The sequence below is a fragment of the Serratia sp. NA_13 genome (assembly GCF_052691735.1).
In genome coordinates, this window is record NZ_JBQZFV010000002.1 from 25,733 (window position 1) to 39,330 (window position 13,598).

The following is a 13,598-nucleotide window of genomic DNA, read 5'->3' on the forward strand; positions in this document are numbered from 1 at the left end:
AAACTGCAATGAATGAGTATCAGTTCAATAAAGATTATCCCAGAGATTTAATCGGCTACGGTGGCCGTCCGCCGCACGCGGGTTGGCCTGGTCAGGCACGAATCGCGGTGCAGTTTGTTCTCAACTACGAAGAAGGCGCGGAAAATAACGTGCTGCACGGCGACGCCGGTTCTGAACAATTTCTTTCCGATATCATTGGTGCTGCCAGCTATCCCGAACGGCACATGTCGATGGATTCCCTGTACGAATATGGTTCACGTGCTGGTTTCTGGCGCATTCATCATGAGTTTCAGCGTCGTGGTCTGCCTCTGACGGTATTTGGCGTGGCGATGGCGCTGGCGCGTAATCCGTTAGTGGTTGAAGCGATAAAAAATGCTGATTACGACGTAGTTAGTCACGGCTGGCGCTGGATCCACTATCAACATATGGATGAAGCGACCGAACGGCAGCATATGCAACAGGCGATCACCGTATTGCGCGATCTGTTCGGCAAGGCACCACTTGGCTGGTATACCGGCCGCGACAGTCCAAACACCCGCAGGTTGGTGGTGGATCAAGGGGGCCTGTTGTACGACAGTGATTATTATGGTGATGATCTGCCGTTCTGGACCGAAGTGCAGTGCGCCAATGGCGAGAAGAAACCGCATTTGATCGTGCCCTATACGCTAGAAGCTAACGACATGCGCTTTGCCTCGCCGCAGGGTTTTAACACCGGTGAGCAGTTCTTTACTTATCTGAAAGACAGCTTTGACGTGCTGTACGCCGAAGGGGCAGAGTCGCCGAAGATGCTGTCAGTAGGTATGCATTGCCGCTTGCTGGGGCGTCCTGGCAAATTTCGCGCATTGCAGCGTTTTCTGGATTATATCGAGCAACACGATCGGGTTTGGGTCTGTCGGCGGCAGGATATCGCCGAGCACTGGGTTGCGCAGCACCCGTTCAAGAAATGAAGAAAGGGCCACTTCGGCCCTTTCTTCATTCTGTTTGGGCGCGAAAATGCGCCCAGGCAGGGATCAGAACAGTACGGAGTAGTTCAGACCAAAGGTGCGTCCACGGCCTTTATAGCTGTAAAGCTCTGGTGAGCCGTAGGTTGGGCTATAAAGGATCGGTGCACGCTGGCCCCAGACGGTGGTGTATTCCTTGTCCAGCAGGTTCTCTATGCTGAAGCTGAGTTTACCCACCGGCAGGGCATAGCTGCCGAGGAAATCGATGGTGTTGTAGCCATCAATTTTGCGGCCCTGAGTGGAGCTGGCCTTGGTGTAATCGCCGTCATCCGACACGTCGAAAGTCTGCTGTGACTGCAGGCGCAGGTTCCAGTCGCCCGGCGCCCAGCCGACATAGGCAGTCACTTTGGATGGGCTGGCGGTATCTACCACCAGCTTTTTCCATTCGCCGTTGACCTTGGTCTCGGAGCGGATGAAGTTAAAGTTGGTGCCCGCGCTCCAGTCGCTGTCTTCGAAGAAGTAATCGACCGCGCCTTCCACCCCGTAAATACGGCGTTTGTCCGAGTTGACGTTAATGGTCATGTCGGTTTTGTTGATCGAAATACTCTTATCGGACAGTGAATAGTAGCCGGCGATCTGCGTGCGCAGGTTGTCGCCGGTATAGCGCCAGCCGAGCTCATAGGAGTTAACCTTAATGCCTTCCAGCTTGGAATCGCCGACGTTGACGCTTTTGTTCAGCTGATAGTGGCCGTTGTTCAGCGAATAAGTGCCGTTGCCGTAATATTTGCCCGGATCCGGGATCTCGTAGCCCTGGGAGAAGTTGACCCAGGTCTGTTGACGTTCGGTCAGGTGCGCCAGCAGGCCGGCGTTGAACAGGGCATTGTTATAGTCGGTTTTCCCTCCAGGGATGGCGTCCGCTGAGGTCGCGCCGCCGGTGGCGATGGACTGCTGTTGGCTATAACCGACAAAGTCATCAATCTTGTTTTCAGTGTACTGATAACGCACACCGCCGCTTAGGGTAAATATCGGGTTAATATCGTAACTGGCCTGCATGAACGTGGCCAGATTACTGGTGGTGTAACCCGGATAGCGACCGGTGTTATAGGCATTCTCCAGCGTCATACCGCCGGATTGCTGTGCCTTCGCCAGATTGAAGAACTGCTGGTTGGAATTGAACGTTTCATGCTCGGCGTCGATGCCGTAGGTCAGCGTCAGGGCATCGATAGGTTTGCTGTTCAGCGTCAGCTTGCCGCCGTAAAAGTCGGTTTTTTGCTGGGAAGCGCCGATGCTGCTGACGTAGTAGTTCGGTGCTTTGCCTGCCAGCGTCGGGAACGGGTAGAAGGTCAGCGATTCATCGCGATAATAGACCTGTGCCACCAGATCCTGACCGAGGAAATCGGTGTTGGAGTACTGCAGGTTAATCAGGTGACGTTCAGTGCCAGGAATACGATCCGAATTCAGGTTGCCGCTGTTATAAGCTTTGGCGCTGCCGGTCACGGCGGAGAAATTCTCCCCCAGGAACAGGCCGTGGTCGCCGTCGGACTGGCTTTTGTAATACTGGGTGGTCAGTTGCAGCTGCTGGTGATCGTCGATATTAATGGTGCCGGTACCCATCACATCGAGGCGATCGGAATACTGCAGGCCAGTCTGGGTATTGTCGATCAGGACTTCATTGCCCTTGCCGTCGTACCAACCGCCGTAGCGCTGGTAAGAGACCGACAGGCGGCCCGAGGCATTATCGTTACCGCCACTGACGGCCGCCGCTACGTTTTCGTCGTGGTCGTTATGGCCGCCAAAGCCGGTTTTTCCGCCGATCTGCAGCTCAACCTGCTGCTCCTTCTGGCCTTTTTTGGTGACGATGTTGATCAACCCGCCGGTGCTGCCGCCGCCGTACAGCGAGGTGGCACCGGAGATCACTTCAATGTGGTCGATATTAAACGGGTCGATCGAGTCCAGCTGGCGGCTGTCGCTGCGTGAAGAGTTCAAACGCACGCCGTCGATCATCACCATCATTGAACGGCCGCGCAGGTTCATGCCGTAGTTGGTACGGCCCTGACCGCTGACGTCCATACCTGGGATCAATTGCGCCAGCATGTCCTTGATCTCTTTGCCGCCCTGTACCTGTTGCTCAATTTCCTGGCTCTCAATCACCCAGGTAGTCTGCGCCATTTCTGCTACGGTACGGTGCGCGCGGCTGGCGGAAACCACCATTTGTTCTTCGCTTTTTTGTTCTTCTGCCCAGGCTGCTGCTGGGGCGATCATCGCCAGCAGACAAGGATTTAATACCCAGAGGTGTTTGCGCTTCATCATTATCTTCCAGTGTTTCCCATCATTGGTGTGTATACCCGTCATCTTTCAAGCGGCAGCGTTGTTACCTGCACTAATTTACCCCAGTTACTTACTAAAGTAAGCGCCTGGGGATGAGTGAGTTTGTCGCCTGGCTGCAACTTGAAAGCTATAAGGTAGAATTAAAACTCGGTGTAATTGAGCATAGCGTGTGTCGCTCGGGCAGGGGTGCCCGGTTGCTGGCTGCGCCATTGGATCACCGCCGGGGTGGACGTTAAATCGAACTGGTCGCGTCCTAAAGCCCGGTTGAGAATACGCGCCGAACGCCAGGCCATCAGGCTGAGCTGGGGTTCGGCGATGCCGTGACTGTGCATGCCGGCGTTAACCGCAAACAGGCAGTTTTCCTTGGGGCCTTCCCACTCCAGGGTGAAGTCGGGGGCCACGCGATACTGGTCATCGGCGGTGGTTAACAGGCGGTCCGCCAGCGGTTCAAGGAACGCTGGGCGATCCTGCTGATAGCCGGTAGCGAAGATCACCACATCGGTATCGAAGGTTTCTTTGCCCTGATCGAGGTGGTGGTGAGTCACTAGCTGCCAGCCATTGCCTGCGGCCTGGATGGCCGCGAGCGAGCGGCTGGGTAACAGGTGCGCCCAGGGTTTTTCGCGCAGCACTTCAAATTGGTGATACATCGCCCGGTAAATCGCTAACAGCGAGTCGCTGGTGATGCCGTCAGAGGTCATCTTCTGCTCGGTCAGCATGCGTTGCTTGGCGCTGTCATTCAGGCCATAGAAGCTGTCAACGTAGTCCGGAGTGAAATACTCGTTGGCGAAGGCGGCTTCATCCAGGGCGTTATAGTTATTGCGACGCGAGATCCAGTTCAACTGCGCCGGCTGGCCCCACTCGGCGCGGAAGATGTTCAGGAACAGATCGGCACCGCTCTGGCCGCCGCCGACGATGGTGACGCGCTTGCCGGTCAGATCCGGATTGCGCAACGTCATCTCGCTGGCATGGAAGCAGCGGTCGTTTTGTTCGGTCACGCAGTCCGGCAGCTTGATGCGTTTGCCGATACCCAGACAGACGTGGCGTGCCCGGTAGGTGGTGCGCTGGGTGGTGACGACAAATTGCCGCTGTTGGTCGTCAAAATCTACGCTTTGAATGTCCTGACTGAACTCGATCGACTTCAGGCCATTGGCCGCCCAGTCGAGGTAGTCGGCAAACTCTTCGCGCGACACCGTGCGCAGCTCGGTGGTCAGGAAACGGTAAAATTTCTTCCGCTTCACCAGATAGTTAATAAAGCTGTAGGGATTGGTCGGCGATACCGCGCTGACCAGATCCTTGAGGAAACTGGTCTGCATATGGCAATCCGGCACCATCATGCCGGGGTGCCAGGAAAAGTGCGGTTTGCGCTCGAGAAACTTCACGTTAAAACCGGCAATTTCGCTGCCGAGTGCGGCAATACTGAGGTTGAACGGACCTACGCCAATGCCGATGAAATCCAGGGGCTGATTCATTGGGCAAACTCCTTGGTGACCAGGTAAAGAGGGTTATCCAGATCCTGCAGATAGTTTGGCAACATGCGGCTGCCGCCATCCTGCTCCGAATAGGTGAGTTTCACCGGGTTGAGCACCACGCGAATGATTTGTGGTTTAAACAGATCAAACAGAGCAAAGCGTTCTGCCATGTCCGGATGTTGAGCCATATAGCCTTCCAACACCTTTGCCAGCAGTTGATAGAAACGGGTTTCACTGACTCCGCAGGCTTGCATCAGCGGCGAAATAAAGCGCAGCACGGTGACGAAATGGCCGGTTTGCAAGTCATGGATCAGATAGTCGGCGGACAGACGCACGGTGACGTCCTTCACCACTGTTGGCAGCGACGCCGCTTCGGGGAAGTCCTTATCCACCAGGCGCATATCTCCCTGGAAGTCTTTAAGCAACACGTGTTGCGGCACGTGGTCTTTCATCACCAGCGTGATGTTCTGTCCGTGGGCAATCAGCGCCACGCCGTAGCGGCACATCAGGTGATACATCGGCAACACCACCACACTGAACATCTGTTGCAGCCAGGCTTCAGCGCTCAGGCCGGAGCGATCAATATAGGCGGCGATCAGCGGCTGGCCATGGTTGTCGGTTTCCATCAGCGTCGCCATTAAAATGGCCTGTTCGCCTTCCTGCAGATAGCAGGACGGATTCTCACGCCAGATCACGCCGAGCATTTCCTGATAGCGATAGGGTGCTTTGCTCAGGGATGCGTAGGTTGGGTGGGCCATATAACCCGCCGCCGGTTCACCCAGGATCTCGGCGCCGCTGGCACGCAGCGTGCTGTCTTCGCTAAAGATCTGCTGCAGCCAGCGGGAAGCGGCCGGCCCGGCGCTGATGTACTTGCCAGGAATGCCCCGATAGCACGAGGTGTTGTAAATGGTCAGCGGTAGCTTGATGTCGAAGGCGGAGCGGCGGCTGATGTTGGTCAGGGTACGCAACGATTGCTGCGCCAAATAGTTGTCACCAAATTCCCCCAACTCCACCAGTTCACCTTCGGCCAACTGCGGCAGGAAGTGCAGCGCGATCTTTTGCTGCCACTGCCACGGATGCAGGGGCACCGGGATCCAGTCATGAGTCAGTTTCAGCTCGCGCCAGCGGCGATCGAAGCGCTGGCGTTCGGCGCTGTCCATGGCGCTATCAAGCAACTGGGTCAGCGGATATTCTTCATCAGCACACCAGACGAAGCTGCCACGCTTGGCCGCCACCCAGTGCAGGCGAAACTGGCCCTGGTATTCCGGCGCATACTGCTGCAGCGCGGTCAGGCCCCAACCGCGACGACCTTTGTTGAAGATAAACTTGGGATGTCCGGCCAGCAGGCATTGCAGCGCATCGGCGTCCAGCGCGATTAGATCCTGCGCACTCATACCGTGGCGGGCAGACAGCAACTGCATATCGCCGCGCAGCGTGGCGTACAGGTCTTCCAGATGTTCTGCAACCTGCGCATCGTCCATCTTCAACACCTGTGCCAGTTGGCGCAGCGTTTGGTCGGCGGCTAACGGCAATTGATCGCAGGCCAGCGTAGTCGGGTCGATATGCAGCCAGCCCCAGATACCGCGTTCGGCGTCGAAGTTGTAGTGGGCGTCGCCCAGCGTAATGTGCCATTGGCCGTCGTGATGTTCGGCCTGCAGCGCGTGCTCGTATTCCAGCTCGGCGAGGATCTTGGCGATCATCTGGCGGTTAACGCGCTGCCAGTCGGCGTAATCCGGGGTCATCATACGCAGGTCTCCTGGAAGAATTCGGCACGCTGATTGACGATCAAACGCGAACGCTTATGTGGGAAATCAAACTCTTTAAGGGTGTGATAACCGGCGGCAGGCAGGTGACGGAACAGGCGTTGGTTGTCGGCACGCGGCTCGGCGACCACCCTAGTGGTGCGTGGTTCATCCAGATACAGATAATGCGTCAGGCCGCGTAGCCAACTGCGGATGTACTGCGCACCGCGGCAGTCTTCTTCACCCACCAGCATGTGCAGCCCACGATCGAAGGGTTGCCAGCGATAGTGGCGACCAATGCGATCCTCCGGCGCCCAATAAACTTCGAAATAGCCGAACGGGCGATCGTCAAAGCAACCCAGCAACGGGTAGCAATAGCTAGAGTCCAGTTGGCGCTGCAGATAGGCGGCCTGGGTTTCGAGCGGGCCGCTCATTTCCCAGAAGGCGTCAACGCGCGGTGAATTCATCCAGAGGGTGAACTGTTCGGCGTCGTGTTCCACTTCCGGCAGGCGGAAACTGAGGGTTTTCTTCAACTGCGGATCGTAACGGCGATATACCTCACCGTTGGGACGTGCCGGGCGTTGTGGGTACCACAGGCTGCGTTCCGCGTCATATTGCATCTGGCCGGAGGCGCGGTTGCGTTCAGCCATCAGCCACAACGGTAACTGATAAAAGGTTTCGCGTGGCAGATAGTCACCGCTGACCAACGCGAACAGTGCCTGCGCCTGCGGTTCTTCACGCCATTGCGCGTAAGGTAAGGTGACACCGCTGAGCTGCGGTGCGGCCACCAGTAACTGGTCTAACGCTTGAACCAGCCAGCCCTGTGGCAACGGGCCCGGATAGTGCAATACGGCGCTGCCGTCCAGGCCCAGGCCAAGCTGCAACTCCCGTTCCAGCCGTTCACAGCGGAAACCGCTGGCGGCATGCATCAGTTTGGCGTGCGGCATCATTGGGTGGCCCCCTGGCGCAGCGGGTTAATGAAATCGAAATAAATCACCGCCGGATCAACGATGGTGTTTTCGTTATGGTCGTGCAGGTAACAGAAGAAGTTGCCTTTGCAATTCCAGTGGCTGCTGTCGAGCACGTAGTCCAGGCACAGGGTATTTTTGGCGTTGGCGCGCAGGCCGCTCAGTGCGTCGCGTACCCGGGCCATCAATGCCTCTTCGCTGTCGAAACCGGCCGCGGCCAGTGCGGCGGTGACCGCCAGGCTGGAGTTCACCAGCAGGTAGTAAGGGAAGTAGCGCAGCAACTGTTGCTCGCTGAAGCGGTTTTCCGCATCGGCTTCGCCAATTTCTTCCAGCCAGGGGCCGGCGTCACGGGTAAAACCACTGCCCTGACAGTCGCGATACAGCATGCCGATCGGCAGGTCCTGCTGCATCTCTACCAGAATGTTTTGCTGGTGAGCCAGCAGCACCAGCCCGTAATCGGCTTCGGTACTGAACAGCGGCAGCAACACCTGTTGGCAGTAGGCATCCAGCCAGGTGTGGGCGGCTTGTTGCAACGGTAGATTCAAGCGGCTGGCCAAACGGCGCACCGCGGCAGCCAGCAGACTGTCGCCGCCATCCGGCGCGGCCTGGGTCAGCGTCACCAACACGTTGGTCTGGCTTTGCGGCTGCTCGAACAGCAGGTTATCGCGCAGCGCCATCAGGCTTTCTTCCTGGATGGTGCCGTCTGCCGAGCGAAGACCGGCCCAGCCGTCTTCCTGCATTACGCGGAAGGTCGGATAGCGCGCCTGTAACTGTTGCCAGCGTGGAGTTTGCGCCAGACGTGCCAGGCGGATCCCACGCTTCACTTCTTTTACCGACAGGGTGCGCACCGAGTTGGTCAGGCGCACGCTAAGGGAGAATTTGATCATGTCACGGTTACTGGCGCTGTACAGCGAGCGCGAAGAACTGGTAGGCAGCCAGCGTTCGCCGGCTTCACCCAGATCCTGCAGCAGTCCCTGGGTCACCAGATCCTGGCACCAGCCCTGCGTCAGTAAATGGTCGGCCTGCCAGGGATGCATCGGTAGCAGCCAGACATTATCGCTAAAGTGTGCCAACAGCTGCGGGGCACTTTCGGCGGCAAAACGTTGCAGGCGCTGCTGCAGCGTCAGATTCAGGCTATCACCGCACAGTTGGCGTTTATCGACCGCAAACCAACGCAGCGGGAAGCTGGCGGCAAAATCCGGCAGATAGCGGTGCGCCTGCTGATGGTTGAATGGCTCATGAGACTTCGGTGCCGGGTGGAAGGCGTGCCCCACCAACAGACCCTGTTCCGCCTGGGCGAAGTTCAGCGGCTTATCGCGCAGCGCGGGCCAATCCAGACGAATATTGATCGCCTGCTGGGTGTTGTCATGACTTTCCAGCACTCGCTGACGGAAGCGGGCTACCACTTCATCCGACAGTTCGCCTTTCACCGCCGGTTTTTCCAGCAGCAAGGTCACCAGCTGTTCCACGCTTAGCGCAACCCCGGCACCGTCATCCTGCTGATACAAATAAGCGGGGAACACATACTGGTGATGCTGAGTGGGGGAAGTATGGCGTAAAGCGATGCGAATAGCCTGAGAAGGCGAAAGTGGAATGTGCAGTTGCGGATACTGTTGGTGGCTGGCCGCCGGAACGATTTGCCAGTCCTGGGTTTCACGCATCAATGCGTTGAGAAAACATTGTGTAGCCACGTCGGTCGTCGCGGTTTCAAACTGGATTGTCATGATCCCATTTCACTGTTGAATCAATTGAGAATGATTCTTATATCAATAATATTTATTATTATCAATCGTCCTATGATACAATTTTTCAATGAATTGAACATAACCTTATAATTTTATTAACGGTAAATTTACGTTTGATGCATATTTCTTCTCCCCCTAAATCACCGAAAATTGGGAATACGTCTCCTTCCAACTGGCCGCTGGCGCTTTGCGCCGGGTTGTTGGGCATTGGGCAAAACGGCCTGCTGGTGGCATTGCCGGTGTTGGTCAGCATGACTCATCTGTCGCTTTCCGTCTGGGCCGGGCTATTAACGCTCGGCTCGATGCTGTTTCTGGTCGGCTCGCCTTGGTGGGGCAAGCAGTCCGAAATTCGCGGCTGCAAGTTTGTAGTCACCATGGCGTTAGCAGGGTATTTGTTCAGTTTTGCCTTGCTGGCACTGGCGGTTTGGGGGCTGGCGGCAGGCTGGCTTGCGCCGATGGCGGGATTGGGCGCCCTGATCGTGGCACGAATTATCTATGGCTTGACGGTGTCCGGCATGGTGCCTGCCAGTCAGACCTGGGCCCTGCAGCGGGCCGGTTACGAACAGCGTATGTCGGCGCTGGCCACCATCAGCTCCGGGCTGAGCTGTGGGCGACTGCTTGGCCCCTTGTGCGCCGCGTTGGCGTTGTCGATTCATCCGATGGCGCCGCTTTGGCTGATGGCGTTTGCGCCATTAATCGCCTTGCTGGTGATATGCCGCCAGCATAACGATCCACCTTTGCCACCGGTGGCCCATCAGCAAAACCGGCTGCGTCTCAATATGGTGCCTTATTTGCTGTGCGCGGTCTTGTTGGCGGCATCGGTCAGCCTGATGCAACTCGGGTTGGCACCACATTTGAGCCGTTTATTCAGCCACTCTGCTACCAACGTCAGCCATCATGTGGCGGTGCTGTTGAGCGTAGCGGCGGGTTGTACCTTATTGGCACAGTTTCTGGTGGTGCGCCCACAGCGCTTTAGCGCGTCACAACTGCTGCTGCTTGCCGCGGTATTGATGGTGGTCGGGCTGAGCCTGATGTGCGCTGAGCCACTGGCGTTGTTCTATGCCGGTTGTGCGTTGGCCTCCTTTGGCGCGGCTATGGCGACACCGGGCTACCAGCTGTTGCTGAACGATAAATTGTCCACCGGCAAAGGGTCTGGAGTCATTGCCACCAGCCACACGCTGGGTTACGGTCTGAGCGCGCTGATGGTGCCGGTGGTGGCCAGGTTTTATGGTGAGTCGCAGCTGATTGCGGCGGCTCTGACGATGGCGGTGCTGTTGGGCGGTATCAGCGGCTGGCTGTGGTGCCAGCACCGTGTCAGGGTAAATTCTGCGGGAGAGTAACAGCTATGTCCGGCGTATCAAGCTACAGAGTTTTTGATATCACACTGAAAGTAAAAGAAAACGTATCGCCTTCCTTGCTGCGCTGCGTTTTCGAAGGACCGGACGTCCACCGCATGAAGCTGGAGGCCCCGGATCAGCGCATCAAACTGTTGTTCCCGGCCGAGAATGGTCAGCCTTCCTGTCTGGAAAACAGCGACGACTGGTATCGTCATTATATGGCGATACCGAAAGAACAGCGCCCGGTGATGCGTACTTACACGCTGCGGGCGTTGCGCACTGAACTCCATCAGATGGACGTCGAGTTTGTGTTGCATGGCGTCAACGGCCCGGCTTCCGCCTGGGCGACCGAGGCCAAACCGGGTGATACCCTGCAGGCGGTTGCGCCCAATGCCGATTTTGACGGCGACAGCGGCGGTTATGAATGGGCACCGCCGAGCGCCTTGCAACAGGCACTGCTGATCGCCGATGAAACTGCGGTGCCGGCGGCAGTGGGTATTTTGGAACAGCTGGCGCTGCAGGTCAACCCGCCACGGGTGCAGGCGTTCTTTGAAGTGCCGGTTGCGGGCGACTGCCTGAATATGGACCGCTTCCCGTTTGCCGAGGTGTATTGGTTACCGCGTGACGTGGGGCATCAGCAGATGCACGGCACCTTGCTGGTGGAATCGGTGCGCCAGCGGGTGAATATTCCAGAGTCGGCGCGTACGCAGTCACAGTCGCTGACTGAAAACAGCCTGGGTAGCGACCTGCTGTGGGAACGGGCCGAAGGGGCGAAAAGCTTCTACGCCTGGGTCGCGGCAGAATCTTCAGCGGTGAAGGCGTTGCGCCGCTACCTGATTGGCGAACGCGATTTAGACCGCTCTACCGTTAACTTTATGGCCTATTGGTGTTGAGTTAATCCCTCAATAACCGACTTCACTTTGGTGGCGCACCGCCAGCAGTACTGCGGCGTGGCCATCAAAATGATACAGCGCGATATAACCACTGTTGCCAAAATCAATCGGCCATTCTCTAAATTCCGTATCCATCTCTGCTAGCGGACGGCCTCGGGTTGTCCAATTTTTGTTCAGTCGCAATTATTCCGCCATCAAACTCACATGCGCGGCGACGATGCGCCAGCCGCAGGGCAATTTAACCCAGGTTTGCATCTGACGCCCGACACTGTCGCTGTCGGGGCGGCGGAATTCGGTGCTGGCAACGGCCATATCGTCACCGTAGGTGGTGATGACAGTGTTTTCCAGCAGGCGATCCAGCCCTTTTGATGGCCGCTGTTGGCGGAAGTCGCGGATTTGATCGATACCGTACAAATTCTCCGTCGCACCATAACGGACGGTTCGCCCGTCGTGCCAAAACAGTTCATCCAAAACTTCAATATCATTGCCAGTCAACGCCTGTTCGTAACGATAAAAGGCGGCTTTCATCTCTGCCAGTACTGCCGGCCGATCGATATATTCACTCTTCATCAGTTAATCCTGTTTCCCCGGTAAAACACAGACCGTTACGCCGCGTTGCTCCAGCGCATAGGCGGCTCGCAGCGCCAGATCTTCACGCCATGGCGGTGCGATAAGCTGCAGGCCGATCGGTAGCCCCGCCGCGGTTTTCAGCGGCACCGTCACCACCGGCAGGCCGAGAAAAGAGATCGGTTGTGTCAGCATGCCCATGCTGGCGCGGATCGGCAGGTCAGTGCCGTTAATACGCATGGTTTCCTGACCAATGACCGTCGCGCCGGACGGCGTGGCCGGGGCGATCAGAATGTCCCAGTGTTCAAACAGCGGCAATACCTGTTGCTGGAAATGAGTGCGGAAACGTTGTGCCTGCAGGTACCAGGCGGCGGGCAGCATGGCGCCGGCAAGCAGCCGCTCGCGCGACAGCGGTTCAAAGCGCTCAGGTTGGTTGCGCAACTGCGGCAGGTACTGGTTACCTCCCTCGGCGGCAGTGAGAATAAACGCCGCCGAACGCGCCAGTTCAGCCTGTGGCAGTTCGACTTCGGCGCTGGCTTCCAGCGCCTGAGCGAGCTGTTGTACAGCCGCTTTGGCGTCTTCATTGCACCATTGCTGGAAATAACCGGTCAGCACCGCGCAACGCAGTCCTTGTTGGCCACGCGGCAGCAGCGATTCGGTTTGGGTGATCGGTTTTTCCGCCTGGAAGCGATCTTCGATATCGGTGCCTTGCATTACGTCATACACCGCGGCCAGATCGCGCACCCGCCGGGCGAAGGGGCCGACATGATCCAGGCTGGCGACAAACGGCTGACTGCCGCTGCGCGACAGGCGGCCAAAGGTCGGCTTCAGCCCGAAGATACCGCACAGTGAAGAGGGCACGCGTATTGAGCCGTTGGTATCGCTGCCGAGTGAAAAGGTGACCAACCCGGCGGCGACCGCAGCCGCTGAACCACCAGAGGAACCCCCGGCAATACGCGTGGTGTCGTGTGGGTTACGCGTTACACCGTAGTGGCTGTTTTCGGTGGTGAAACCGTAGGCATAGGCATCCATATTCAGCATGCCGGAGAGCAGCGCGCCCTGTGCCGCCAGCTTGTTGACTACCCAGGCGTCCTGTTTGGCGGACGGGTTATCGCAAAACAGGCTGGCACCGGCCAGGGTGGTTTCCCCGGTGACATCGAACAGATTCTTCACCGCATAAGGTATGGCCGCCAGGCTGGGCAATGTTTGCCCTTTAGCACGGGCGCGATCGAGATGATCGGCCTCCGTCAGCATACGTTCGCGGGTGACGTAGGTATAGGCGTTCAGCGAAGGATTTTGGGTGTCGATATTGTCCAGCGTTTGCTGGGTGATCTCTCGGGCGGAAATCGCGCCCTGCTTCAGGGCCGCGCGGATCTCGGCGATCGACAATGCGCTTATCGGATTCATGCTCGATACACTCCGGCGGTTTCCAGGCGCTGATCGAGCGGCAGCGCCATCAGCGGCTCTGCCATTGCGGCGATGCGGTTGAATTGGATCAGCAGTTCCTGACGGCGTGCGTCATTCAATTCCAGGGCCAGTATGTTCTCCATCTGGCTGATATAAGCCGCCCAGTCGGTGGCAGGTGGGTGGTTCATGGGGATCCCCTTA

12 protein-coding genes are annotated in these 13,598 nt (G+C 57.5%); 3 read left to right on the forward strand and 9 right to left on the reverse strand.

All coding sequences use genetic code 11. The features are described from left to right. Positions 1-8: 8 nt before the first annotated feature. Positions 9-947: an allantoinase PuuE gene (gene puuE, locus ACUTSU_RS03605; protein ID WP_445653777.1), complete on the forward strand. Its 939-nt coding sequence runs from the start codon at positions 9-11 to the stop codon at positions 945-947. 63 nt (positions 948-1,010) lie between these two features. Here puuE and ACUTSU_RS03610 read toward each other — a convergent pair whose 3' ends face one another. The 5 genes from ACUTSU_RS03610 to ACUTSU_RS03630 form a co-directional block, all read right to left on the reverse strand. Next, positions 1,011-3,248, reverse strand: a complete 2,238-nt coding sequence (locus tag ACUTSU_RS03610) for a TonB-dependent siderophore receptor (RefSeq protein WP_445650232.1) — start codon at positions 3,246-3,248, stop codon at positions 1,011-1,013. Positions 3,249-3,409: 161 nt separating this feature from the next. Then, positions 3,410-4,738: a lysine N(6)-hydroxylase/L-ornithine N(5)-oxygenase family protein gene (locus ACUTSU_RS03615; protein ID WP_445649594.1), complete on the reverse strand. Its 1,329-nt coding sequence runs from the start codon at positions 4,736-4,738 to the stop codon at positions 3,410-3,412. Further along, on the reverse strand, positions 4,735-6,483 hold the full coding sequence (gene iucC / locus ACUTSU_RS03620) for an aerobactin synthase IucC (protein WP_445649595.1): 1,749 nt from the start codon (positions 6,481-6,483) through the stop codon (positions 4,735-4,737). The genes ACUTSU_RS03615 and iucC overlap by 4 nt, the downstream gene beginning before the upstream one ends. Next, positions 6,480-7,430, reverse strand: a complete 951-nt coding sequence (locus tag ACUTSU_RS03625; protein WP_445649596.1) for a GNAT family N-acetyltransferase — start codon at positions 7,428-7,430, stop codon at positions 6,480-6,482. The genes iucC and ACUTSU_RS03625 overlap by 4 nt, the downstream gene beginning before the upstream one ends. Next, positions 7,427-9,172, reverse strand: coding sequence for an IucA/IucC family protein (locus ACUTSU_RS03630; protein WP_445649597.1), 1,746 nt, complete (start codon positions 9,170-9,172; stop codon positions 7,427-7,429). The genes ACUTSU_RS03625 and ACUTSU_RS03630 overlap by 4 nt, the downstream gene beginning before the upstream one ends. A gap of 137 nt (positions 9,173-9,309) precedes the next feature. Between ACUTSU_RS03630 and ACUTSU_RS03635 the strand changes: the two genes are divergently transcribed. Both ACUTSU_RS03635 and ACUTSU_RS03640 read left to right on the forward strand, forming a co-directional pair. Further along, entirely contained in the window at positions 9,310-10,533 is a 1,224-nt protein-coding gene (locus ACUTSU_RS03635) for an MFS transporter (RefSeq protein WP_445649598.1), read from the forward strand. Between the two features lie 5 nt (positions 10,534-10,538). Further along, on the forward strand, positions 10,539-11,423 hold the full coding sequence (locus ACUTSU_RS03640; protein ID WP_445653778.1) for a siderophore-interacting protein: 885 nt from the start codon (positions 10,539-10,541) through the stop codon (positions 11,421-11,423). Between the two features lie 9 nt (positions 11,424-11,432). Here the strand turns inward: ACUTSU_RS03640 and ACUTSU_RS03645 are convergent, their stop codons facing one another. Genes ACUTSU_RS03645 through hpxX form a run of 4 tightly spaced genes read right to left on the reverse strand, consistent with a single transcriptional unit; the run spans position 11,433 to position 13,585 of the window. Further along, positions 11,433-11,558, reverse strand: a complete 126-nt coding sequence (locus ACUTSU_RS03645) for an addiction module toxin RelE (RefSeq protein ID WP_445653779.1) — start codon at positions 11,556-11,558, stop codon at positions 11,433-11,435. Between the two features lie 48 nt (positions 11,559-11,606). After that, the gene (hpxZ, locus tag ACUTSU_RS03650) at positions 11,607-11,993 is read right to left on the reverse strand and encodes an oxalurate catabolism protein HpxZ (protein ID WP_445649601.1); all 387 of its coding nucleotides are present in this window, start codon (positions 11,991-11,993) and stop codon (positions 11,607-11,609) included. Between the two features lie 3 nt (positions 11,994-11,996). Next, positions 11,997-13,397 carry an AtzE family amidohydrolase gene (locus ACUTSU_RS03655; protein ID WP_445649602.1) on the reverse strand — a complete coding sequence of 467 codons (1,401 nt, stop codon included), beginning with the start codon at positions 13,395-13,397 and terminating at the stop codon, positions 11,997-11,999. Further along, positions 13,394-13,585: an oxalurate catabolism protein HpxX gene (gene hpxX, locus ACUTSU_RS03660; RefSeq protein ID WP_174355396.1), complete on the reverse strand. Its 192-nt coding sequence runs from the start codon at positions 13,583-13,585 to the stop codon at positions 13,394-13,396. The genes ACUTSU_RS03655 and hpxX overlap by 4 nt, the downstream gene beginning before the upstream one ends. Positions 13,586-13,598: the final 13 nt, after the last annotated feature.